This is a genomic window from Cupriavidus sp. LA-1, assembly GCF_055385985.1.
In genome coordinates this window covers 2,009,749-2,032,927 of sequence record NZ_AP031388.1, presented here as the reverse complement: position 1 = coordinate 2,032,927, position 23,179 = coordinate 2,009,749, and the positions used below count along the sequence as shown (strand labels likewise).

17 protein-coding genes and 3 pseudogenes are annotated in these 23,179 nt (G+C 63.8%); 11 read left to right on the top strand and 9 right to left on the bottom strand.

Features of this window, described 5'->3' with window-relative positions; genetic code table 11:
* Positions 1 to 148: 148 nt before the first annotated feature.
* Positions 149 to 817, bottom strand: a complete 669-nt coding sequence (locus ACZ5MJ_RS28355; RefSeq protein ID WP_464224263.1) for a transposase — start codon at positions 815 to 817, stop codon at positions 149 to 151.
* Positions 818 to 1,085: 268 nt separating this feature from the next.
* Between ACZ5MJ_RS28355 and ACZ5MJ_RS28350 the strand changes: the two genes are divergently transcribed.
* Together ACZ5MJ_RS28350 and ACZ5MJ_RS28345 are read left to right on the top strand one after the other, a co-directional pair.
* Positions 1,086 to 2,060, top strand: coding sequence for a Bug family tripartite tricarboxylate transporter substrate binding protein (locus ACZ5MJ_RS28350; protein ID WP_464224262.1), 975 nt, complete (start codon positions 1,086 to 1,088; stop codon positions 2,058 to 2,060).
* A gap of 40 nt (positions 2,061 to 2,100) precedes the next feature.
* The gene (locus ACZ5MJ_RS28345; RefSeq protein WP_464224260.1) at positions 2,101 to 4,422 is read left to right on the top strand and encodes a molybdopterin guanine dinucleotide-containing S/N-oxide reductase; all 2,322 of its coding nucleotides are present in this window, start codon (positions 2,101 to 2,103) and stop codon (positions 4,420 to 4,422) included.
* Positions 4,423 to 4,453: 31 nt separating this feature from the next.
* Here ACZ5MJ_RS28345 and ACZ5MJ_RS28340 read toward each other — a convergent pair whose 3' ends face one another.
* A complete protein-coding gene (locus tag ACZ5MJ_RS28340) occupies positions 4,454 to 5,251 on the bottom strand; it encodes an IclR family transcriptional regulator (RefSeq protein WP_464224259.1) in 798 nt (265 codons plus the stop codon).
* 188 nt (positions 5,252 to 5,439) lie between these two features.
* Between ACZ5MJ_RS28340 and ACZ5MJ_RS28335 the strand changes: the two genes are divergently transcribed.
* The 7 genes from ACZ5MJ_RS28335 (at position 5,440) to ACZ5MJ_RS28305 (ending at position 12,866) form a co-directional block, all read left to right on the top strand.
* Complete coding sequence (locus ACZ5MJ_RS28335; RefSeq protein WP_464224258.1) at positions 5,440 to 6,633, top strand: CaiB/BaiF CoA transferase family protein; 1,194 nt, start codon at positions 5,440 to 5,442, stop codon at positions 6,631 to 6,633.
* A complete protein-coding gene (locus ACZ5MJ_RS28330) occupies positions 6,630 to 7,232 on the top strand; it encodes a cysteine dioxygenase family protein (protein ID WP_464224256.1) in 603 nt (200 codons plus the stop codon). The genes ACZ5MJ_RS28335 and ACZ5MJ_RS28330 overlap by 4 nt, the downstream gene beginning before the upstream one ends.
* On the top strand, positions 7,229 to 8,005 hold the full coding sequence (locus tag ACZ5MJ_RS28325) for an enoyl-CoA hydratase/isomerase family protein (protein ID WP_464224255.1): 777 nt from the start codon (positions 7,229 to 7,231) through the stop codon (positions 8,003 to 8,005). Before ACZ5MJ_RS28330 ends, ACZ5MJ_RS28325 begins: the two co-directional genes overlap by 4 nt.
* A 75-nt stretch (positions 8,006 to 8,080) precedes the next feature.
* Positions 8,081 to 10,195, top strand: a complete 2,115-nt coding sequence (locus ACZ5MJ_RS28320; protein ID WP_464224254.1) for an acetate--CoA ligase family protein — start codon at positions 8,081 to 8,083, stop codon at positions 10,193 to 10,195.
* Positions 10,196 to 10,240: 45 nt separating this feature from the next.
* Positions 10,241 to 10,978, top strand: coding sequence for an enoyl-CoA hydratase/isomerase family protein (locus ACZ5MJ_RS28315; protein ID WP_464224253.1), 738 nt, complete (start codon positions 10,241 to 10,243; stop codon positions 10,976 to 10,978).
* A gap of 40 nt (positions 10,979 to 11,018) precedes the next feature.
* Complete coding sequence (locus ACZ5MJ_RS28310) at positions 11,019 to 11,999, top strand: Bug family tripartite tricarboxylate transporter substrate binding protein (RefSeq protein WP_464224252.1); 981 nt, start codon at positions 11,019 to 11,021, stop codon at positions 11,997 to 11,999.
* 147 nt (positions 12,000 to 12,146) lie between these two features.
* On the top strand, positions 12,147 to 12,866 hold the full coding sequence (locus ACZ5MJ_RS28305) for a LysR substrate-binding domain-containing protein (RefSeq protein ID WP_464224251.1): 720 nt from the start codon (positions 12,147 to 12,149) through the stop codon (positions 12,864 to 12,866).
* Positions 12,867 to 12,945: 79 nt separating this feature from the next.
* On the opposite strand, the gene ACZ5MJ_RS28300 is transcribed toward ACZ5MJ_RS28305, so the two are convergent.
* Positions 12,946 to 13,812, bottom strand: a complete 867-nt coding sequence (locus ACZ5MJ_RS28300; protein WP_464224250.1) for an MBL fold metallo-hydrolase — start codon at positions 13,810 to 13,812, stop codon at positions 12,946 to 12,948.
* Positions 13,813 to 13,995: 183 nt separating this feature from the next.
* On the bottom strand, positions 13,996 to 14,238 hold the full coding sequence (locus tag ACZ5MJ_RS28295) for a hypothetical protein (RefSeq protein ID WP_464224249.1): 243 nt from the start codon (positions 14,236 to 14,238) through the stop codon (positions 13,996 to 13,998).
* 101 nt (positions 14,239 to 14,339) lie between these two features.
* On the opposite strand from ACZ5MJ_RS28295, the pseudogene ACZ5MJ_RS28290 reads away from it, so the two are divergent.
* Positions 14,340 to 15,655: pseudogene (locus ACZ5MJ_RS28290) on the top strand (IS3 family transposase); the annotation flags it as partial.
* Positions 15,656 to 15,679: 24 nt separating this feature from the next.
* On the opposite strand, the gene ACZ5MJ_RS28285 reads toward ACZ5MJ_RS28290, so the two are convergent.
* Positions 15,680 to 17,250 (bottom strand): IS3 family transposase gene (locus ACZ5MJ_RS28285; RefSeq protein WP_464223491.1). Its coding sequence is split into 2 segments (ribosomal slippage): positions 15,680 to 16,821 and positions 16,821 to 17,250, totalling 1,572 coding nucleotides; the frame shifts between segments, so codons are not numbered across the junction.
* Positions 17,251 to 17,318: 68 nt separating this feature from the next.
* Here ACZ5MJ_RS28285 and ACZ5MJ_RS28280 point away from each other — a divergent pair.
* Positions 17,319 to 17,582: pseudogene (locus tag ACZ5MJ_RS28280) on the top strand (hypothetical protein); the annotation flags it as partial.
* On the opposite strand, the gene ACZ5MJ_RS28275 reads toward ACZ5MJ_RS28280, so the two are convergent.
* The 4 genes and pseudogenes from ACZ5MJ_RS28275 to ltrA all read right to left on the bottom strand — a co-directional run bounded on the left by ACZ5MJ_RS28275 (position 17,545) and on the right by ltrA (position 22,698).
* Positions 17,545 to 18,624, bottom strand: coding sequence for a porin (locus ACZ5MJ_RS28275; RefSeq protein ID WP_464224248.1), 1,080 nt, complete (start codon positions 18,622 to 18,624; stop codon positions 17,545 to 17,547). The pseudogene ACZ5MJ_RS28280 and the gene ACZ5MJ_RS28275 overlap by 38 nt on opposite strands.
* Before the next feature lie 92 nt (positions 18,625 to 18,716).
* A complete protein-coding gene (locus ACZ5MJ_RS28270) occupies positions 18,717 to 19,772 on the bottom strand; it encodes a Bug family tripartite tricarboxylate transporter substrate binding protein (RefSeq protein ID WP_464224247.1) in 1,056 nt (351 codons plus the stop codon).
* 387 nt (positions 19,773 to 20,159) lie between these two features.
* Positions 20,160 to 20,540, bottom strand: a pseudogene (locus ACZ5MJ_RS28265) (IS630 family transposase); the annotation flags it as partial.
* Between the two features lie 910 nt (positions 20,541 to 21,450).
* Positions 21,451 to 22,698: a group II intron reverse transcriptase/maturase gene (gene ltrA, locus ACZ5MJ_RS28260; RefSeq protein WP_464224246.1), complete on the bottom strand. Its 1,248-nt coding sequence runs from the start codon at positions 22,696 to 22,698 to the stop codon at positions 21,451 to 21,453.
* Positions 22,699 to 23,179 lie beyond the last annotated feature (481 nt).

The following is a 23,179-nucleotide window of genomic DNA, read 5'->3' as shown; positions in this document are numbered from 1 at the left end:
CTGCTTTGTGCCCCGGATTTCACATTTTTCGTCATTATGGCAACGGTTTCGGACAAAGCAAAGAAATCAGATTTGACCGCTCAACGGGCGGTGAGCCGATCTGGCATCTTTACGTCCTTTGCGAAGCGTCTCGTCGCAAGCCTGCGGCTTACCCGCCACATCGCGCCTGCCTCCCCTGCGCTGTGCCCTCCGGCCACACCCGACACGTATTCCGTGCTGCGCGCTTCGCATGCGATCTCTTCCATGCTAGTCCCTTCATGTCTACCGCCAGCAGTACCGCCGCGGGTGCCGGCACGCCTCGAGCCGGCAGCGCAATGTCGACAGCGTCGGAATAGGCCCCGGCCCGGTCCCTGGCGACGATCTCGATCGATTGGTGCACACGCATCCACGCGGCCACCGCAATGGCTTCCCTGCCGGCGAACACTTCGATTGGCTCACGTCGCTCCAGGTCGACGATGATCGTTCCGTACTGGTGACCGCACGCGATCGCCCAGTCATCGATGCCGACGACCCGCGGTCGTGGTTTGCGCTTGCGCTCAGGTACTCTGCGCAATTCCCGCAGCACGGCGTCGGCACTGGTGCGCCAGCCCAATAAGTCAGCAAGCCGGGCCGCCGCCTCACCACCGAGGGCGTGGCCCAGCGCGTGCAACGCCCGAGCCTGCGATCGCGTACGACGCTGATACCGACCGGCCAAGGCGTGAATATTCTCGGCAAACGTACGACGGGGGCAGTTGGCGTTCATACACTTGAAGCGACGCACCTCAATAGTGAGAACGACCCGCTGCTCGAGCATTGGATGGTCTTCCAGCTTGCGCACATAGCGGCCGTGGATTCGGTTACTCCGACAACGGCAAGCAGGACAAGTTGCCGCATGAACCGTACTGCATGCTTCGACAGTGATGGTTTCCCCTCGCGCATCGCTGGAGACGAAGCGGCATGGATGAAAATGCCTTCGAGGCCCGCGGCCAAGCGATACGTGGGATGTTGCACCTGGTTCCACATATGGGAACATTATCTACGCATTATGGAACGACCCTATGATCTCCCTGCCCCCAGCGTTGGGATCTCAAGAACGGAGTCGCCCCATGATCCGCCTGTGCCGAACCCTTGCCCTTGCAGCAATGATGGTGCCGTTCCTGTGGTGGTCGCCGCCATTGTCGGCGCAGGCGCAGTGGCCTAACCGGCCGATCCGGATGGTCGTACCGTTTCCGCCTGGCGGTTCCTCTGACATCCTGGGGCGCCTGATCGCGGAGCGGATGGCCAGGGTGCTGAATGCCAATATCGTGGTCGAGGACAAGCCTGGCGGGACCACGCAGGTCGGCACCGAGTTCGTCGCCAATGCGGCGCCAGACGGCTACACCATGCTGCTCGGCGCAGCCTCCGCCTTTACCGTATTGCCCAATCTGCGCAATCTGCCATTCACGCTGGACAGCTTCCAGCCGATCGGCGGCGTTGCCGACTATATCGCCGTCATGGCGGTCAAGAAGGAACTGCCGGTCAACACGCTGACGGAATTCATTGCGTACGCCAGGCGACATCCGGACAAACTGACGTTCGGCTCCGCCGGCGAGGCCTCCGCGGGCCACGTCTACGCCGGCACGTTGGCGCACGAAGCTGGACTGAAGCTGATGCACGTGCCATATCGCGGTTCGGCGCTGGCGGTCAATGCAGCGGTGGCCGGCGATGTCGATTTTGTGATCGACGGCGCGGCGGTTGCCATGATCAAGGCGGGCAGGCTCAAGCCGCTCGCGACCTTCTACCGCAGCCGCCATCCGGAACTGCCGTCTGTTCCGACGTTAAAGGAAGTGGGGGTGGAGATCACCACCGCAAGCGGCTCGGGCTGGGGCATCCTGGTCCCCAAAGATACGCCGAAAGAGATCACGGATCGCCTCGCGCAAGCGCTGCGGCAGGTTTTGGGCGAGAAGGACATCCAGGCCGTCATGCTGAAAGCCAACTCGGTTGCCTCCTGGCAGTCGCCCGAAGAGTTCCGCCGCGGGCTGCTGGCCGACCAGAAATTCTACAGACAGCTTTTGCCGGCAATCGGCATCAAGGGCGAATGATCCCTCAACAAGCTACCTCACAGATCCCGGCACATTCCAAATGCGCACCTATACCGCGGCCCACTGGGGCATTTATGAAGTCGAAAGCAATGGGATCGAGGCGACAAGGCTGACGCCGATCCCGGCCGACCCACAGCCCTCCGGCATCGGCTCTGGCATGCTCGAAGCCTGCCGCGACACGCAGGTGCGCGTCAAGCGCCCGGCTGTGCGCAAGAGCTGGCTCGATGACGGTCCGGGAAGCCGGCCGGAGCGCCGCGGGCAGGAGCCGTTTGTCGAGATCGGCTGGGATGAGGCGCTGACGCTGGTGTCGGGCGAACTGAAGCGCGTCATCGGCACCTGGGGCAACGAAGCGATTTTTGGCGGATCTTATGGCTGGTCCAGCGCCGGGCGCTTTCATCATGCCCAGAGCCAGATCCACCGCTTCCTCAACGCCATCGGCGGCTATGTGCGCCATGCCGACTCCTACAGCCTGGGTGCCGCGCGCGTGCTGATGCCGCATATTGTTGCCCCGATGGATGAACTGATGACGGTCCACACATCGTGGGATGTGCTTGCCCGGCATACCGGCATGTTCGTCACCTTTGGCGGCGTGCCGGCCAAGAATGCGCAGGTCAGCGCCGGCGGCCCCGGCCAGCACGACGTGCCTGGAGCGTTGCGGCGGATGGCAGCGGCGCGTACCCGCTTCGTCAACATCAGCCCGGTGCGCGACGACCTGGACACCGGCGCCGACTTCGAGTGGCTTGCCATCCGGCCTAACACCGATACCGCGCTGATGCTCGGCCTGGCCCATACGCTGCTCGCCGAAGGGTTGCATGACCTCGCTTTCCTCGACCGCTATTGCGTAGGCTTCGACCGCTTCGCGGCCTACCTGCGCGGCGGGCAGGACGGACAGGCCAAGGACGCCCATTGGGCAGCCGGCATCACCGGCTTGCCAGCCGCGCGCATCGCGGCGCTTGCACGCGAGATGGCGGCGGCGCAGACCATGCTCAATATCGCCTGGTCGCTGCAGCGCTCCGACCATGGCGAGCAGCCATTCTGGATGCTGGTGACGCTCGCGGCGATGCTGGGCCAGATCGGCCTCCCGGGCGGCGGCTTCGGCGTCGGCTACGGCGCGGTCAATATGATCGGCAACGCCAATCCCCGCTTCTCCGGCCCGACCCTGCCTCAGGGAGAAAACGGCGTGAAGGCGTTTATCCCCGTGGCGCGCATCGCCGACATGCTGGAGAAGCCAGGCGAACCGTTCACGTACAACGGCCGCACGCTGACCTATCCGGACATCCGGATGGTGTACTGGGCCGGGGGCAACCCCTTCCATCACCATCAGGACCTGAACCGGTTGCTGCGCGCATGGCGCAAGCCGGAAACGATCGTCGTGCACGAGCCGTTCTGGACCGCGACCGCGAAGCTGGCCGACATTGTGCTGCCCGCGACCACGACGCTGGAACGCGATGACATCGGGTATTCGACGCGCGAGCGCTTCATGGTGGCGATGCGCCAGGCGATGCAGCCCGTCGGCGAAGCGCGCGATGACTACGACATCTTCACGGACCTGGCGCGCAGTCTCGGCGCGGAGGCGCGCTACACGGACGGCCTGGATACGCAAGGCTGGCTGCGCAGGCTCTATAGCGAAAGCATCGGCCGCGCCGCGCAGGCTGACGTGCCGCTCCCCGCGTTCGATGCGTTCTGGGAGGCGGGCCTGGTCGACATGGCCCTGCCCGGCCAGTCGGTCGTCATGCTGGACAGTTTCCGCCGCGATCCGCGGGCCAACCCGCTGCGCACCCCGTCAGGCAAGATCGAGATCTTCAGCCAGACCATCGCGGACTTCGGGCTGCCGGACTGCCCTGGGCACCCGCAATGGTTTGCCCCGGTGGAATGGCTTGGCGCTGACCTCGCCGCGCGCTGGCCGCTGCACATGCTGTCGGACCAGCCCGCCAGCCGCCTCCACAGCCAGCTGGACCATAGTCCCTACAGCCGCGCCACCAAGGTCGCCGGCCGCGAGCCGGTGATGATCAACCCAACGGATGCCGCCAATCGCGGCATTTGTGCCGGCGACGTGGTGCGCGTCTCGAATGAACGCGGCACTTGCCTGGCCGGCGCTGTCATCAGCGCAGCCATCCGCCAGGGTGTGATCAAGTTGTCAACGGGCGCCTGGTTCGACCCAGTCCTGTCGGCATCGGACGGCAGCAACGGCATCGAGAAGCATGGCAACCCGAATGCGCTGACGCTGGACCGGCCCGCATCGGGCCTGTCTCAGGGTTGCATTGCACAGACGTGCCTGGTCGATGTCGCGCGCTTCGAAGGCGAACCGCCGGAGGTGACGGCGTTCAAGCCGCCGGCACTGCAGCCGCGGCACGTCGCCTGAAGCTGCGAGGCGCCCGCCAGGGGCGCCCTTTTCAACGTCTGACCGCGACCATGCTCCGGGTGGCCAGCGACAGCGCATTGTGCCTGTCGCAACCACCCAGCCCGATCGCGATCTCATTGGCCGCTTCGCGCACCAGCTCCGCAAACGCCTTGATCTTCTGGGGCTTGAAACGTGCCGCCGGCCCCGATAGCCCGACCGCGGCGATCACGTGGCCGTTGCCGTCGCTGATCGGTGCGGCGACCCCGCAGACTGATGCGCGCCACTCGCCGCAGTTGACCGCATACCCCCGCCTGCGTACTTTTTCCATCTCCTGCAGGAAGCACTTTGGGTCGACGATGCTGTCTGGCGTTGCCGCGACCAGCGAGTCAGCCATGCGCTGCAGTGTGACGTCGGGCTGGAACGCGAGCATGGCTTTCCCTGTGGCCACACAGTGCGCCAACGCCCGTCCGCCGATCTGCGTATAGGCCCGTACAGGGTTGGGGCTGTCGACCTTGTGCACGTACACGACCTCGCCCCGGTCCAGCACGGACAGGTGGACACTCTCGTCGGTGGCCTCCATCAGGCGCTCCATCCAGGCCTCTGCGTGGCGCCGCAGGTCCAGGCGGGACAACACGGCGGAACCGAGTTCCCATAGCTTGATCGAGGCGCTGTAGCCCATGCCCTCTTCATCGCGGATCACATAATGCAGTTCGACCAGCGCCTGCAGCAGGCGATGCACATTGCTCTTGGCCACCCCCAGGTGCCTGGCGATCTCGGTGAGGCCGAGTGGGCGATCGCTATGGGCCAGCAGCTCGATGACATGCAGCCCCTTGATCAAGGTGTTGTTCATGCGCGGTCCCTCCTGGTTGAAGCGGATGGCGACATCGTACTCCCGGCGCGCATGTGTTCTCAAATGCGGAACAGTTGTACCCAGTATTGGGACATCCCTACACTGGACTCCATCCCGGTATAACCGGCGCTGGAATGTGGAGGGCCTCGGAATCCTTCGGGCCCGCAACTCCGTCCCAAGGCATGGCAATGGATGATCTCAACGAGAAGGACCTGCCCCTGAAAGGGGTCAGGGTAGTGGAATTCTGTACGGTAGCGGCCGGCCCGTTTTGCGGCATGCTTCTCGCGGACATGGGCGCCGACGTGGTCAAGGTGGAGTCTCCCGAGGGCGATACCTTGCGCCAGTGGCCGCCGCTCTCCAACGGCTTCTCCGAGAACTTCGCCTCGCTGAACCGCAACAAGCAGTCTGTCGCGCTCAACCTGAAGGATCCCGCCGATGCGGCGCTGGCGCGCCAATTGATCCTTGACGCCGACGTCGTGGTCGAGAACAACCGTCCTGGCGTCATGGACCGCCTTGGGCTTGGCTTCGCCAGCATGCGGGAGCACAAGCCAACGCTGTTGTACTGCTCGATCTCTGCGTATGGCCAGAGCGGGCCGCGCGCCGGCGAAGGCGGCTTCGACCTGACCATCCAGGCCGCGGCCGGCGTGATGAGCGTGACCGGCGAGCCCGACGGAGAGCCCGTCAAGTGCGGCGTGCCGCTAGCCGATTTCGCCTCCGGCCTCTATGCCGCCTTCGCCATCGCCAGTGCGCTGACGCGCGTGCGGGCCGGTGGCGCAGGCACGCATATCGACGTGCCAATGTATGGCTGCACGCTGGGCATCGCAGCGCTGCAGACCAGCGAGTACTTCGGCAACGGCAAGAGCCCGGTCAAGCTGGGCTCGGCCCATCCGCGCAATGCGCCTTACCAGGCCTACCGCGCCGCCGACGGCCACTTCGCCATCGCGGCAGGCAACCACAAGCTCTGGTTGGCGGTGCTGGAAGTGGTGGAGATGCCTGAACTTGCGCAGGATCCGCGCTTTGCCACCACCAGCGACCGGGCCGCCAATCAGAAGGAACTCAAGGCACTGCTGGAAGCGCGCTTCACAGGCGCTGGCGTCGCGCACTGGATTGCCGCTTTCAATGCGGCCGGCGTGCCGCATGCGCGCATCAACGACTACGCGGCCGCGCTGGCCGACCCTCAGGTCGAGCACATGGCATGGGTGCGTCCGCTGACCCTGCCCGGCGGCATCCGGACGCGTACTTTTGCCTCGCCGCTGCGGTTCGATGGCATGGGCTTGCCGATCCGCCGCGATCCGCCCGCCCTTGGCGAGCACAGCGAGGACGTGCGTGCGCGCTACCAGGACTCCGACGTCATCCCGATCTCCCCGACGGAGGCATCGTGACGCACAACATCGAACGGCTGCGGGAATTCGTCGCCACCGTCAGCCGGCTGACGCAACAGGCCGGCACCCGCGGCCAAGACGAAGCCCAGTTGCTGGGCGCCGCCACCGCACCGCTGCAGGCGCTGGTCGCGCATGACGACTGGCTGCCGGCGGAGATGGCGCAGCCACATCCCGATTACTACCAGCAGCATCTGCTCTACTGCGATCCGCTCGACCGGTTCTCGCTCGTCAGTTTCGTCTGGGGCCCGGGCCATCAAACGCCCGTGCATGACCACACCGTATGGGGCCTGATCGGCGTGCTGCGCGGCGCCGAAATCGATCAGCGCTATCGCGACGAAGGCGGCCGGATGGTACCCGACGGGGAGCCGGAGCGCCTGTCGGCAGGCCAGGTGGCAGCGGTCTCTCCCACGCTTGGCGATGTGCATCGCGTGCGCAACGCCTATGACGACCGCGTCTCGATCAGCATCCATCTGTATGGCGGCAATATCGGCCGCATCCGGCGTCATGTCTTCGACGTCGCCACCGGTGCCGTAAAGCCCTTTGTCTCGGGCTATGCCAATGCGTTCGTGCCCAATCTCTGGGCCGCGCCGACAGCATGACGCAGGATCAGGCGCCCCCCCTCCCGGGGAATCTGGACGGGCTGCTGGTTGAAAAGCAGGACGACATGACCACGCTGACGCTGGACCGGCCCGAGCGCGGCAACGCGCTTTCCGCTGGCCTGGTGGCGGCACTGGCCGGCGCCGTGCAGGCCTGCCACGATGACGGCACCCGCCTGCTAGTGCTCGCCGGGAACGGCCCGCATTTCTGCACCGGCTTCGACCTCGGCGACCTCGACAGCGAGAGCGACGATTCGCTGCTGTCGCGCTTCATCCGTGTCGAACTCCTGCTGCAGGCCGTGCATGCCGCGCCTTTCAGCACCGTGGCGCTGGTGCGGGGCCGCGCCATGGGCGCCGGCGCGGACCTGGTTGCTGCGTGCGAACAACGCTGGATAGCGCCTGGCAGCAGCATTGCCTTTCCGGGTGCGGCGTTCGGGCTGGTGCTGGGCAGTGCCCGGCTGGCTGCGCTGGTAGGCCCGGCGCGGGCGCGCGAGTGGATTGCTGGCGGCGCCGTGGTCAGTGCCGAACCCGCCGTTGCCGCCGGATTCGCGACGCTCGTGGCGCAGGAGGACCGCGCTGCGGCGCTGGCGGCACTGGCTGCACGCGCGCGCCGGCTTGACCGTTCCACCCACGCCGCCATCCAGGCGGCCACGCTGGACGGGCATGGCACGCTCGCGCTGGCCCAGGCATCGCAATTGGCCGAGCTGGTGCGTTCGGCGGCCAGGCCAGGACTAAAGGCGCGCATCGCGACCTACCGCGCGTCAATGAAGCGCTGATCCGGCGGCAAACCAGGCAGGCGCCGCAAGACACGACACAACTAGACGACGCGAATATCGCGAAGGAGACAAGAGATGAACCTATCCACCACCTCCGCCGACAACTTGGCCGCGCTGCTGAATCCGCGCTCGGTCGCGGTGATCGGCGCGTCCGAAGACCAAGGCAAGTTCGGCGGACGCCTGTACCGCATGCTGCTCAAGCACAACTTCGACGGCGCCGTCTATCCGATCAACCCGGCACGCGAAACGCTGTTCGGCCTAAAGACCTATCCCAGCATCGACGCCACCCCGGCCGCGCCGGACATGGTCATCATGGCCGTGCCGCAGGCAAAGGTAAAGGAACAGATCGCGGCATGCGCCGCGCGCGGCGCACGCGCCGGCATTATCATCACGGCCAAGTTCTCCGACGCCGGCGCCGAGGGCGCCGCGCTCGAACGTGAGATCGTTGAGATCGCCAATGCCCGCGGCATGCGGCTGATCGGCCCGAACTGCCTGGGCCTGATCAGCCCGGCCAACAAGCTGGTGCTGTGCTCCTCGCCCGCGCTGGAAGTCGAGAGCCTGATCGAGAGCCCGATCGGCCTTGTCAGCCAGAGCGGCGCGCTGATGGCGACGCTGTTCGACCGCGCCTACGAGATCGGCATCGGCTTTACGCACTGCGTGTCCGTCGGCAATCAGGCCGACCTGGAGCTGTGCGACTTTGTCGAGTTCCTGATCGCCGACCCGCGCACGCGAGTGATCTGCACCTATATCGAAGGCATCAAGTCGCCGGAGCGCTTCGTGCAGCTGGCGCGCCGCGCCCGCGCCGCAGGCAAGCCCTGGCTGGCGGTCAAGGCGGGCAAGACCGCCGACGGCAGCCGGGCCGCGTTTTCGCATACCGCCAGCATGGCCGGCGACTTCGCCAGCCTGCAGGCCGTCTGCCGGCAGGAAAACGTGCTGCTGCTGGATGACCCGGCCGCCATGCTGGTGCTCGCGGCGGCGATGGCGCGATATCCGGGCAGGACGGTCGACCAGGCGCTGATCGTCACCACCTCCGGCGGTGGCGGCGCGCTCAGCGCCGACAGGCTGGCGGAAGCCGGCATTCCGCTGACGCGATTCTCCAAGCCCACTCGCGACGCACTGTCGGTCTATTACTCCCCCGGCCAGGCGGACAACCCGGTCGACTTGGGCGGTCGCCGGTATGAGGAAGCCGCAGAGGCGGTGGACGTAGGGTTCAAGACCACCGAAATCGCCATGGCCGACCCGCACGCCGACCTGGCCCTTGCGGTGATGACCACCGCGCCGGACCTGGTCACCATCACCAGCCAGCTCGCCGCCGGCGGCCAGGACAGCGGCAAGCCGCTGCTGTTCGTGATGCAGCCGGGCGCGGCCGCCACGGACGCGCGCAAGGCGCTGCTCGGATGCGGCGTGCCGTTCACCAACAGCTTGGGCGAAGCGGTGGCGGCGGTCGAGGGCTGGCGCCGCTGGTCTGCGTGGCAGGCGGCACCGGCGCCGCAGCCGGCAGGATTCGACCCCGCCAGCCTGCCTGACGTCAGCGGCGCGCTGGGCGAGTCCGAATCCAAGGCGCTGCTGCAGGCAATCGGCGTGCCGGTGAACCGCGGCCAGGTGTTTTCCGACATCGAGGCCGCGGTGGCGGGCAGCCATGCGATCGGCTTCCCGATGGTGGCCAAGGTGGTGTCGCCTGACATCGTGCACAAGTCCGACGTGGGCGGCGTGCTGCTGAATGTGGCCGATGCCGACGCACTGCGCGAAGGCCTTCAGGCGATGCGCCAGCGCATCGGCGCGAGCCTACCGCAGCCCCGCGTTACGGGCTTCTACCTGCAGACGCAGGAAGCGGGCGAGCTTGAGCTGATCGTCGGCGTAAGACGTGATCCGCAGTTCGGGCCGCAGGTGCTGGTGGGCAGCGGCGGCGTGCTGGTCGAGTTGCTGCGCGATATCGCGGTGCTGCCGGCACCGCTGGCGCGAGAGACGGCACTGGCCGCGCTGCGGGGCCTCAAGGTGGCACCGCTGCTGCAGGCCTACCGCGGCCGCCCCCCGCTCGATATCGAGGCCGTGGCCGACGTCATGGTACGCATGGGCTGGCTGGCCGACGCCCTGCGCAGGCGGGATTTCGAGATCGAGATCAATCCGCTCAAGGTCCGCGTGCAAGGGCAAGGCTGCGTGGCCGTGGACGCGCGCGTGCGCGTGGATTGAACCGGCAATTCCCTGTTAATCGCATCAAGAACGGAGACACAAGAAATGAGCATCGTCACGATCGAGCAGCACGGCAAGGTCACGCTGTTCACGCTGAACCGCCCGGAAAAGCGCAACGTCATCTGCAAAGAGACAGCGGAACTGCTGCAGCAGGGCTTCCAGGAATTCGACGCATCCGACCAGCGCATCGCGGTGATCACCGGCGCCGGCAATGATGCGTTCTCGGCCGGCGCGGATGTCACCAACCTGCCGGAGCTATGGCGCTGCATTCCCGGTTCAGGTTTCATCACGGACAAGCCCATCATTGCGGCGACCGCCGGTTGGGTGGTCGGTGGCGCCATGGTGCTGCACATGATGTGCGACCTGGCCGTCGCCGCGGACAACACCAAGTTTTCCTATCCGGAGGCGCGGCTGGGCTTTACCGGCGGGATGATCGCCGGCCTGGCCTCTCGGATTCCACACAAGCTCGCCATGGAGATCATGTTGCTGGGCCGAACCGTCGATGCGCAGCGCGCACGCGATGCCGGCCTGGTCAACGATGTGGTGCCGGTCGGGCAGCAGGTGGAGGCCGCCATGGCAATGGCGAACGAGTTGTCGCGCTCGGCGCCGCTGGTGCTCAGGACGCTCAAGCGCTTCGTGGCGCAATCGGTGATGCCGAAGGGACCATCGGAGCTGATGGCGGACGCCCTGCGCGAACTCAACGTGGTGCGAGACAGCGACGACACCCAGGAAGGGATGCGCGCCTTCCGCGAAAAGAGAGCCGCCAGCTACAGCGGCCGTTGAACCGACCCGGCATGCGCGGGGGCGTGTGAGGAGACAGCAAATGACAAGCAGATGCAAGACAGTATTGGCCGCGCTCGGCCTAGCGGGCACCATGATCGCCTCCACACCGGCCGGGGCAGCCGGGGCAGCCGCCGCGCTGCCCAAGGGACCGGTGCGCGTGGTGGTGCCCTATCCCGCGGGCGGCAACGCCGACAACCTGGCGCGGCTTTTTGCCGAGCGCATGACACGCGATACCGGCACCACCTTTGTCGTCGAGAACCGGGGCGGAGCCGGCGGCAGCATCGGCGCGCAAGCCGTGGCGGCGGCAGCCGGCGACGGCACCACGCTGCTGCTGGCACCGACCGGCGTGCACGTGATCACGCCGCACCTGCGCCAGGTGCCCTACGATCCGTTCAAGGACTTCGTGCCGATCGCCAAGCTGACCTCCACCATTGGCATCGTGGCCGCGCGGCGCGACCTGCCGGCGAAGGACATGCGCGATTTCATCGCCTATGCGAAAGCCAGCGGCGGCAAGTCCAGCTTCGGCTCCGCCGGTTTGGGCACCCTCACCCACCTGCAAGGTGAAGTGGTCAGCATCAAGACCGGCGCCAAGATGCTGCACGTGCCTTACAAGGGCTCGGCCGAGGCCCTGAACGACCTGCTGGCGGGCCGCATCGACGTCCTGTACGACCCGGTGGCCTTGCAGCAGATCAAGGCGGGAAAGCTCAAGGCGCTGGCATCGACCGGCGCCGAGCGCCATCCGGATTTGCCCGATGTGCCGACCCTGCGCGAGTTGAACCTGGATTACTCGCTGCCAAGCTGGTATGGACTGTACGCGCCCAAGGGCACGCCACCCGCACTGGTCAGCCAGTACGCAGCCGCAGCGGAACGCGTACTGAAGGCACCAGACGTCAAGGCGCAGCTGATGAAATACAGCCAGTACCCGACTTTTGAAGGCCCCGACGAATTCAGCAGGCAGCTGGCCGTCGATGACGCCTTCTATCGCCATCTGATCAAAGACGGCAACATCCGTCTGGAGTAGTACTGGCAATGCGCACGTCTCGGTATCGCCGCAGCCTGGCCCGAACGCGTTCAGGCCGACCTGCTGCGATTCGACATGACGTCGGATTCCCGCCCTTCCCTTAATCTAGGCTTTAAGGTCCTGGAACGCACCACGAGGCGCCAACGCTTGACCGATGCCGGCCGAGGCTACCTGGTGTTTGCCCGGCGCGTATTGGCGGACCTGGATGCCGCGGAGCGCTACGCGCTCGACGTATTGGCCGGCCAGGCAATCGTGCGCATCGCCACATCTCCCAGTGTGATTAGCATCTTGCTTACACAGTCACTGCAAGCCGTCCACAATGAGTTTCCGCAGTTGCGCCTACAACCGCTCGACGTGGCGGCAGGCGGGATCCTTGAGGCGTTTGCGGCGGGCGAGGCCGACATTGCGATCGGCGTCAGCTTGCCAGTCGATGACGAGTTCGAGGCGAAACCGCTATTCGAGTCGCGCTGGTTTGCTTATCTGCCAGCCGGACATTCCCTATGCAAACGACGCCAGCTGAAATGGAGCGAGTTGACTAGCGAGCGGCTGTATATGACAAAGGCGTCCAACTATCTGAAGTTGCGCGCCTCCCTTGGTCCATCCATTGACCTGACCGACGTCCAGGAATCTACCGCTGCAGCAGGCATTGCCATGGCGGCGGCTGGTTCCGGCATTGCCGTGTTCCCCGCATACATGCAACCACTAGCAAAGGTTGTCGGGATCAAGGGCATCCCGATCGTCGAGCCGGAGGTTCCGCATGAACTGTATATTGGCACGCGACGACAACCTTCCTCGTCGGCACCGATTCACCTGGTTCGCGATGCCATTTCGCGATCCATGCAAGAGAATTGCCGGCATCTTCGATAGGCAGCGAGCCTCAACACCGAAGGCGCCATTGCTCCACGCCTGGGGGGCGTGCCTGGATGGCTCACCGGACTTGAGCAAGCTAAAACGTATTCAGAGGGATCTTGAGGTATCGGATGCCATTCGCCTCCGGAGACGGAAGCTGACCCGCACGCATGTTGACCTGCACTGACGGAAGAAACAGCGCAGGCATGCTCAGCGTAGCATCCCGCGCCTCGCGCATGGACACGAAGTCCTCTTCATTGATCCCGTCCCGGACATGGACGTTACTCTCGCGCTGCTCCGCGACCGTGGTGACAAACCGCAACGCTCGCCCATCCGGTTGGTAGTCATGGCACGTGTAAAGACGCGTTTCAACCGGCAAACTCAGAACCTTCCGAATTGAACGATAGAGCTGGCGGGCATTGCCTCCCGGGAAATCGCAGCGAGCGGTCCCGTAGTCAGGCATGAATAGCGTATCACCGACAAAAGCAACCGTCTCATCGGCACCTGAAATCACATATGTCATGCAGGCCGGGGTATGGCCGGGCGTATGCATGGCGACGGCATGGAGCGCTCCGATCCGGAAAGTTTCTCCGTCTTCCAGGAGAGTGTCGAACCGGCTGCCGCCCTGCATGCACTCAGCCCCGGTATCGAATATGTCGCCGAGCACATGCAGCACTTCCTGAACGCGCGCCCCGATCGCCGTCCTGCCGCCAACGCGCGACTTCAGATAGGGACCCGCGGAGAGGTGGTCCGCATGCACATGCGTCTCCAGCAGCCACTGCACGTCGCAGCCGAGTTGGGTTGCACGCATGGCGAGGCGATCAGCATGCACAGTCGAGGTACGCCCCGATTTCGCATCGTAGTCAAGCAGCGGATCAATCAGTGCGCACTGCATTGAGGTCGTGTCAAGCACGAGGTAGCTGATCGTGCTGGTGGCAGGATCGAAATGACCCTCAATATGCATCTGCGAGCGTCCCTGCAAATAAGTTCTGTTGACTGAAGTTGAAGGGATGGGCGGGAACGTGGTGTCAGAATGCCGGACCGGCAATCGTCGCCGCCCCGTGGGCAGACCGCGTTCCTGCACACAACCTTCGACTAAGGCCCCGCAACCGAAGTCCCGACGAACTCCACCGCGAGGCCAACCCGATTAGAAGCGGTGGCGCAAGCCGACGACGGCGCTAACCTGCGTACGTCCCGAAGCGATGGTTTGCCCCATCACGGCAACGTTGTTCTGGCCAGTGGCGCGTTGGTAGCCCAATGCGGCATAGATATCGGTGCGCTTGGAAAGCGTGTAGAGGTTACCCAGACCGAAGTGCCACCAGGCCGGTCCGTAACTTGAGCCTGGGACATCAAAGTCTGCCTTGGTATAGGACACCATCACGCCGGTCATATTGTTCGCAATGAACTGATAGGTCCCATTCAGCTCCCCCCCGCGGCAGAATAGATGTCGCCCCGATAGAATTTGAACCCTGGGGGCGATGAGAGAGAGAAGTGGCTCGTTACGGGAAGGATTTCAAGGACCGGGCGGTAGCGCGGTTGTTACCGCCGGAGAGTGCGGCGGTGGAAGTGGTTGCAAGGGAATTGGGTGTGGCAGTGGCCACGCTGGAGCGCTGGCGTGCGGACGCTATGTCCATGCCTGCTCGCGAGCGGGCATGGACAGCGGCGGCCAGGTTTGAGGCGGTGCTGGCGACGGCTGCGATGGAAGAGGCCAGCAAGAACGCCTGGTGCCGTGAGAACGGTGTGTATCCGCAGGAGTTGGAGCAGTGGCGTGCTGCCGCCACGCAGGCGCTGGCGGAGCCCGAGGATGCGCGCGCCACCCCTCGCGAGACGAAGGCCGATCGGCGCCGCATCAAGGAACTCGAACGCGAGCTGCGCCGCAAGGAGAAGGCGCTGGCTGAAGCCGCCGCCCTGCTGATACTCTCAAAAAAGCTAGAGGGCATCTTCCCGAAGGACAAGGACGAGGACGCATGATCGGCCTGGAAGATCGCCACACGATGGTCCGCCATATCGAAACCGCGCATGCAGGCGGCGCTCGCCTGCGCCTGGCGTGCGAGGTGGCTGGCATAACCGTGCGCACTCTGCAACGCTGGAAGGCCCACGATGGCTTGGTGGTCGGCGACCGCCGCCTCGGGGCCGAACGGCCCACGCCCGCGCATGCGCTGAGCATCGAGGAGCGCGAACGCATTCTGGCCGTCGCCAATGAGCCGCGCTTCGCCGACATGCCGCCGGCGCGCATCGTGCCCATGCTGGCCGATGAGGGTGTCTACTTGGCCAGCGAATCGAGCTTTGGTCGGGTGCTGCGGGCCCATGGGCAGACCCGGCATCGAGGACGCGCCAAGGCGCCGCGCCAGAGCCGTCCGCCCACCACGCACGTGGCCACGGGGCCGCGCCAACTGTGGTGTTGGGACATGACCTACCTACCGGCCGAGGTCGCCGGGCGCTGGTTTTATCTGTACCTCATCCTGGACGTGTACAGCCGCAAGATCGTGGGCTTCGAGGTCCACGATCGCGACGACGCCGATCACGCGGCGCATCTGGTCAAGCGCACGGCGCTGGCCGAGGGCATTCATGCCATGGCGGCCAAGCCGGTGTTGCACGGAGACAATGGTGCCACGCTCAAGGCCACCACGGTGCTGGCGATGTTGCACTGGCTGGGCGTCAAGCCTTCGTACTCGCGTCCGCGGGTGAGCGACGATAATGCCTTCGTGGAAAGCCTCTTCCGCACGGCCAAGTACCGGCCGGAGTTCCCGTCCAAGGGCTTTGCCGATCTGACTGCGGCGCGTACTTGGGCGGCGCACTTCCGGCGCGCGTCAAGGTAGATGTCGCCTCATTCATGCAGCCAAACGCTGGTTTTCCGCGCCTGGCTTGATACGGGTGGGCACGGCAATCTCGCGCTCGGGGTTGAGCGTGACCGTCCCGATTGGCGACCAATCTCGCGTGTGGCGTGACCAGCGACGCGGGTTGCTCTCTCGGGCCTTGGCGTACAGCTCATGGCGCGCGGCGAGAATCTTTTCATCTTGTCCGGCGTGGCGCTGTGCCGGACTCACATAGCGGATGCCGCTGTGTCGATGCTCGTGGTTGTACCAGTGGACGAAGTGCGCCGCCCAAGTACGCGCCGCAGTCAGATCGGCAAAGCCCTTGGACGGGAACTCCGGCCGGTACTTGGCCGTGCGGAAGAGGCTTTCCACGAAGGCATTATCGTCGCTCACCCGCGGACGCGAGTACGAAGGCTTGACGCCCAGCCAGTGCAACATCGCCAGCACCGTGGTGGCCTTGAGCGTGGCACCATTGTCTCCGTGCAACACCGGCTTGGCCGCCATGGCATGAATGCCCTCGGCCAGCGCCGTGCGCTTGACCAGATGCGCCGCGTGATCGGCGTCGTCGCGATCGTGGACCTCGAAGCCCACGATCTTGCGGCTGTACACGTCCAGGATGAGGTACAGATAAAACCAGCGCCCGGCGACCTCGGCCGGTAGGTAGGTCATGTCCCAACACCACAGTTGGCGCGGCCCCGTGGCCACGTGCGTGGTGGGCGGACGGCTCTGGCGCGGCGCCTTGGCGCGTCCTCGATGCCGGGTCTGCCCATGGGCCCGCAGCACCCGACCAAAGCTCGATTCGCTGGCCAAGTAGACACCCTCATCGGCCAGCATGGGCACGATGCGCGCCGGCGGCATGTCGGCGAAGCGCGGCTCATTGGCGACGGCCAGAATGCGTTCGCGCTCCTCGATGCTCAGCGCATGCGCGGGCGTGGGCCGTTCGGCCCCGAGGCGGCGGTCGCCGACCACCAAGCCATCGTGGGCCTTCCAGCGTTGCAGAGTGCGCACGGTTATGCCAGCCACCTCGCACGCCAGGCGCAGGCGAGCGCCGCCTGCATGCGCGGTTTCGATATGGCGGACCATCGTGTGGCGATCTTCCAGGCCGATCATGCGTCCTCGTCCTTGTCCTTCGGGAAGATGCCCTCTAGCTTTTTTGAGAGTATCAGCAGGGCGGCGGCTTCAGCCAGCGCCTTCTCCTTGCGGCGCAGCTCGCGTTCGAGTTCCTTGATGCGGCGCCGATCGGCCTTCGTCTCGCGAGGGGTGGCGCGCGCATCCTCGGGCTCCGCCAGCGCCTGCGTGGCGGCAGCACGCCACTGCTCCAACTCCTGCGGATACACACCGTTCTCACGGCACCAGGCGTTCTTGCTGGCCTCTTCCATCGCAGCCGTCGCCAGCACCGCCTCAAACCTGGCCGCCGCTGTCCATGCCCGCTCGCGAGCAGGCATGGACATAGCGTCCGCACGCCAGCGCTCCAGCGTGGCCACTGCCACACCCAATTCCCTTGCAACCACTTCCACCGCCGCACTCTCCGGCGGTAACAACCGCGCTACCGCCCGGTCCTTGAAATCCTTCCCGTAACGAGCCACTTCTCTCTCTCTCATCGCCCCCAGGGTTCAAATTCTATCGGGGCGACATCTATTCTGCCGCGGGGGGCTTCGTCCACTGGTACAACCACGAGCATCGACACAGCGGCATCCGCTATGTGAGTCCGGCACAGCGCCACGCCGGACAAGATGAAAAGATTCTCGCCGCGCGCCATGAGCTGTACGCCAAGGCCCGAGAGAGCAACCCGCGTCGCTGGTCACGCCACACGCGAGATTGGTCGCCAATCGGGACGGTCACGCTCAACCCCGAGCGCGAGATTGCCGTGCCCACCCGTATCAAGCCAGGCGCGGAAAACCAGCGTTTGGCTGCATGAATGAGGCGACATCTACCTTGACGCGCGCCGGCTCGACCACGGTCTGCCTGAGTAAACCCGCCGAAGTGTTTAGAGCACTATTTGCAGCCCCGCTGATCGAAAGCCGGTCCAACGTTGTTCGCGTGGCCACCAGACCAAGGCGCCAGGTATCATGGTCATACACGACGCTCATCGCACCGGTGCGTTGGCGCCCGATTCCGACGCTGGCAGACGAGGGCGTGGAACGCCCTGCGCTATTGGCATCAAACTGGCGCAGCCACAGGGGCAGGACCGTTTGGTAGTCGCCCGACACGGCTCCGCCGGGATTGCTCGCAGTGGCTGGGCGATCGAGACCGGCATAGCCAAGGTTGATGCGCAGCCCGCTTCGTTCGAAGCCGGCGCCCAGCGACCATGCCCTGTTGTTGCCAGGATCACCTGCGACTTCCCCGAGCGCGTACTGGCCACGAACGGCAAGACCACCGAAGACGGCGCTTTCATAGTTCAGTGCATTGTTGAAGCGCATGGTGCCCGCCACGAAGTCCAGGTCGAGTGGGTGCACCATGATCGACGTGCCGTACCGCAACGCGGCTGTTTCGCCACCAACGGGGAAGGCGAAAACAGGATACTGGCGGCCTACCGTGAGCGTGCCCCACCGAGCATCGCTCAGTCCCACAAAGGCCTGGCGCCCGAACAAGCGGCTACCCTGCTGCGACACGCCGGTGTCCGCCGCAAAGCCGCTTTCCAGCGCAAACACAGTCCCCAGGCCGCCACCCAAGTCCTCCTTGCCACGCATGCCGAACCGGGAGCCGGACAAATTCCCCGAATTTACGCGGACCTGACTGCCAGCGCCGGCGTCACTGTTATACGTTGTACCAACGTCAACCACCCCGTACAGCTGGACTGACGACTGCGCATTCGTACAGGGTGTCAGCGCCAACAGCATGCATAGCTGCGAAAGCCTCGCTCGCATCGTTTTCCCCCCAGATTTATTATGTTTGTCGGCACGATAAAATATTGCAGATGCAATGCCGATCCGAATGAAAATGGATTGAATCAAGTTCATTGCGAACGAACAAAAATTATGCTCGTCGAATCATGGAAATTAATTCCACCCATAAAATGTGGATGAATACATGGGCTGCCAGCTGTCAGGCGTTATGCGTTGACTGCCATTCCTGCCTGATCGCGGATCCGGATATAGCGACGCTGCTCTGCGGCGATACTGTTTGAGAATGCCTTGCTGTCAAGCAACGCGGGGGTCAGACCGGCATTGGCCAATGTCTTCCGGACCTCAGGATCTCCCATTGCTTCCTTCGCCGCCACCTCGAGCTTTTGCGTGACTGGCAGCGCAATTCCTGCCGGGCCGAACAGGCCGAACCATCCCACGATGTCGATCTCTGGTCCGCCGGATTCCACGATTGTTGGAATATTGCGATGCAACGGGAACCGCTCGCGATTGACTGTGGCCAGGACCCTGATTCTGGGGCCCTGGATCTGACTGAGGACAATCGGATCGATCAGGGCCTGAATTCTCCCCGCCATCAACTCCATCATGGCTGCCGCGCTACCCTTGGATGGCACGTGTACCAGGTCGATCCTGGCGACCTGCTTCAGGTACTCCATGAGGAACTGACCAAACGACCCGACACCCGCGGAACTGTAGTTGAGCTTCCCCGGCCGACGACGAGCCAACTCGATCAACTCTCCAACGGACTTGACGTTCAGATCCGAACTCACACTGATGAACTGCGCCGCCTCAACCAGGCGAATGATCGGTGTGAAAGCCGTGTGCGGATCAAAAGGGCTCGGGTCCTTCAGCACCGACTGCACGATCAATGACCCATTGTTGGCGAGCATCAACACATTGCCGTCGGGCTTTGCGCGCATCACGCTGTTGGCGCCAATCACGCCCGCAGCACCCGGGGGGTTCTCCACAATAAAACTTTGCCCTAGCAGTCGCGTCAGGCGGTCGGCAAGCAGACGCGCCACAATATCGTTGGAGCCTCCGGGGTTATAAGGGGATACCACGGTCACTGCCCGTGATGGCCGTGCCGGTCCGGCGTAGGCACCCGTGGCGGCCAGAACCCCAATCGCCCCTGTGGCCTTGATGAGCTCGCGACGGCCTCTGCATCTGACTTCGCGCGCACACTCCCCATGGCCGATCGCCGCCCGCCGATCAGATCGATCATGGGCGATACTGATCTTCTTCATGCTTGTCTCCTGTCTTAGCCGGGCCGATCTGTCTGGATGCCGAGCCTCACGCTGGCAGGCACTCTAAGACGGCCATCTAACAAGGACAAGCAAGTTTTTTCCCCGAACTATTAAGAATTCCAATAGGAATATCAGCCCAGGAAGCGCGGCCATCCGCAGCAGGATTGGGACGATTCATCTACGTCGCTGGGTCATTGGGGGAAGAAGCAGGAGGTCGCAGTCGTCCCTGCCGTGGAACGAAGGAAAACCGGGTCTTCCGCAATTTCTATGACGACGGCAACCTCGCGTGGAGGACCTTGCCGTCGTCTCCCCCGCCCCACTACCAACATTCTTCTGGCTGTTGACAAACGTGGGCGAGCCCGCCAGCCTCGTCCTGGCCGGACGAGCTCACCCGCCTGCGATGGCGACCGGACTAGGACGGATATAGCGCATCAGCTTCCGGTCCAGGTCCTTCACGGAAGTAAAGGTACCGCGGCTAATTGCGCGACGCTGGATACGGGAGAACCAATTCTCCACCTGGTTCAGCCACGACGAGTAGGTGGGCGTGAAGTGCATGTGCACGTGCCGATGAGCCCGCAGGAATTCCTGGACGCGCGACGTCTTTTGGCTGCTCACGTTGTCACAGATCACGTGGATCCCCTGATCATCGGGCTGATGGCCCACGATATCGGTCAGAAACGCCACAAACTGTTCGCTGGTATGGCGCGCCACGGTCTTGCCCAGCACTTCTCCGGTGGTCGTGTTCAACGCGGCAAACAGGCTCAATGTGTTGCAGCCAATGGCGGCCACAATTTCCGCCAATGCCGAAATTTTGGCGCTTTTACCTACCCTTGCGCTGCCCGCTTTCCAATCTCATGGAGCAGCGCAGTGAGGTTGCGGCAGATGCGTAGCGTGCATGGCGCGAGCGCATTCAGTCTATGGCCAGGGACTTGGCAGGCGGCCGTGTGCGGATCTAGCCAATCCTGCTTCCAGCGAGGCGAGAAAACGTCGACGGGATTCAGAACAAGGCAGTCGAAGCAGTATGGGAGACGATCTCGGGCTGACACCCACGCTGTTGGCGTTTGAAGCGCCTCCAACCTTGGGATACCAACATGAGTAAGCCGCGCGAGGCGGCCCAGTGCCAGCTCGTCCATCGGAGGGAACAGAAGCCAGCCAGTATTGGTCAACGCCGGAAACGCACCAAGGTTTCCAATCTGCCACAATTGGCCAACACTGGGCAACTGGTTAGCGTTGATGCCGGCCTTGAGTGCCATACCAGACACCGATGCTCCCGATTGAAGGCACAACGCAATTAGACGCCGCTTGGCCGCTGGCTCGTGGTCGCGCTTCCCAATAGAGCGAACTCGCACAGCCCGCAGCGGAAAGAGGTCAATCTCATCTTGGATCATCATGTTTGCGTCCGCAAAGTCTTTGCGGACGCAAGCCTGTCAACGTTCAGCCTTCAATACCAGACGTCGCCTATTGAGCGCTTACGATTTAGCGGCCACCATTGGCCGAACTAATGATCGGCAACATTTGCACAGCGAGGAGGGATGCGCGGCATCAAGCCACGCAGGAGCGGCACCGGATCGGCTGGGCACGGAGAAATAGCAGGACAGCAGATTGTCGAGTAGCGCAAGGGAATCGCACCCTCACGCCCTCACAGATCCGGACATGAACCTCTCGGCTCATCCGGCTCCTATCGTCCAACCGTGCTCTCCATGGCCCAGTGCGCAAATATGCCTGGCTGTCGAGACTTGACGTCTTTCAGCCATGCCGCTGCACGCACCTTCCGACCGTGGAGGTGTTTGTATTTCCGTTGGGCCCAGCGGACTAGCGCGGCATCGACCGCAAGCAGTACCTGCGCCAGCGCAGTCCGATAAAATCGACCGTAGTACTGAATCCAACCCCGCAAAGTCGGACGCGTTCGGTCCGCCAACTCAGTTAGACTCAGGTCATAGCGGTGCAACACACTACGGCGACGCATCTCCTGCCGCATCGCTTTCGCAGCCTTGTTGCTGACTGCAGGTACGAAGCCAACCGACAGCTTGCCCACCCGATTTCTGACACTTCGCGGCCTGAACGTATAGCCCAGGAAGTCGAACTGGCATAGCGGATAGCTCGCATGCCTGTTGGCCTGCTTGCAATACACGATTTTGGTCTTCTCTGGATGCAAATCCAGCTTGCATTCGGCCAGCCGCGTCTCTAGCCCCTGCTTGAGCAGCCGCGCCTGCGCTTCGCTCTTGCAATGACAGATGGCATCATCGGCATAACGCTCGAATGGTACGTCTGGGTGATGCTTCTGCATCCACCGGTCGAACGCATAGTGGAGGAACAGGTTAGCCAGCACCGGACTGACGACACCGCCTTGCGGCGTGCCCTTGTCCGGGTACTCCACGGCCCCGTCGGGCATTTGTACAGGTGCTTTGAGCCAGCGCTCGATGTACAGCAGCACCCACGCGCAGTCTGTATGGCAGCGCACCGCGCGCATCATGAGTTCCCAATCGATACTACCGAAGAAATTCTTGATATCGAGGTCGAGCACCCACTCGTACTCCCAGCATCGCTGCCGGGTGACGCTCAGCGCTTGATGCGCCGATCGTCCGGGGCGATACCCGTATGAGTCGCTGTGAAATACCGGTTCCACGAGCGGCTCCAGATATCGTTTGACCACCGTCTGGGCGATGCGATCGGAGATCGTTGGTATTCCTAACGGCCTCGTTCCCGCACCTCCCGCTTTGGGTATGTCAACCCGCAGCACCGGCGGCGGCATGTAGCTGCCGGAGGACATCCGATTCCAGATCCGATACAGATTGTTCTTCAAATCCGCCTCGAATTCCTTCATCGACTGTCCATCCACGCCCGCCGCCCCACGGTTGGCCTTCACCTGCTTATATGCTTCCCACACCTCACGTTTGGAAATACAAAACGGTTTTGCTTTATCCATGCGGGTCCTCCCCTTGCGGGTTGCCCGCAGCACAAAGCCAGACGATGACGCCCCTTCGGTCCAGCCCCATTACAGGACCTTCAACCCTACTACGGACGTCTCCGCCCCTGTGCCCCGCATCGGTACTCTCATCCTTGCGGAGGCCTTCCGCTTGGATTTCTCCCTTCGCATCGGGACGACAGGTTCCCAAGTTCCTTACTGAAGCCTGAGTCAAAGTCACGCCGCCTATATGCCGGATGCCGAGTGGGCCGTCAGCAGGCATCGCCCAAACTTGTCCCGGAACATGAAATCCCCCCGGTTTTGACATCGATTATCACGATTACGACACGTCATCAGCGGTTCACTCGCGTTCGTCTCTTTGACTCCCACCTGCCGGGATTCCCCCCGACTTTTCCAACAACGCTCACCACGAAGGCTCTTTACCCACGCAGCTTGTGGCGGTTTGAAGCCCGCTCCTGCAAGCCGACTTCGAGGGGCCGTC

Excerpts from the sequence above, each read along its gene's own strand:
- ACZ5MJ_RS28350 (WP_464224262.1), top strand. The coding sequence starts at position 1,086 with ATGATCCGCCTGTGCCGAACCCTTGCCCTTGCAGCAATGATGGTGCCG.
- ACZ5MJ_RS28345 (WP_464224260.1), top strand. The coding sequence starts at position 2,101 with ATGCGCACCTATACCGCGGCCCACTGGGGCATTTATGAAGTCGAAAGC.
- ACZ5MJ_RS28340 (WP_464224259.1), bottom strand. The coding sequence starts at position 5,251 with ATGAACAACACCTTGATCAAGGGGCTGCATGTCATCGAGCTGCTGGCC.
- ACZ5MJ_RS28335 (WP_464224258.1), top strand. The coding sequence starts at position 5,440 with ATGGATGATCTCAACGAGAAGGACCTGCCCCTGAAAGGGGTCAGGGTA.
- ACZ5MJ_RS28325 (WP_464224255.1), top strand. The coding sequence starts at position 7,229 with ATGACGCAGGATCAGGCGCCCCCCCTCCCGGGGAATCTGGACGGGCTG.
- ACZ5MJ_RS28320 (WP_464224254.1), top strand. The coding sequence starts at position 8,081 with ATGAACCTATCCACCACCTCCGCCGACAACTTGGCCGCGCTGCTGAAT.
- ACZ5MJ_RS28315 (WP_464224253.1), top strand. The coding sequence starts at position 10,241 with ATGAGCATCGTCACGATCGAGCAGCACGGCAAGGTCACGCTGTTCACG.
- ACZ5MJ_RS28310 (WP_464224252.1), top strand. The coding sequence starts at position 11,019 with ATGACAAGCAGATGCAAGACAGTATTGGCCGCGCTCGGCCTAGCGGGC.
- ACZ5MJ_RS28300 (WP_464224250.1), bottom strand. The coding sequence starts at position 13,812 with ATGCATATTGAGGGTCATTTCGATCCTGCCACCAGCACGATCAGCTAC.
- ACZ5MJ_RS28295 (WP_464224249.1), bottom strand. The coding sequence starts at position 14,238 with ATGACCGGCGTGATGGTGTCCTATACCAAGGCAGACTTTGATGTCCCA.
- ACZ5MJ_RS28275 (WP_464224248.1), bottom strand. The coding sequence starts at position 18,624 with ATGAACTTGATTCAATCCATTTTCATTCGGATCGGCATTGCATCTGCA.
- ACZ5MJ_RS28270 (WP_464224247.1), bottom strand. The coding sequence starts at position 19,772 with ATGAAGAAGATCAGTATCGCCCATGATCGATCTGATCGGCGGGCGGCG.
- ltrA (WP_464224246.1), bottom strand. The coding sequence starts at position 22,698 with ATGGATAAAGCAAAACCGTTTTGTATTTCCAAACGTGAGGTGTGGGAA.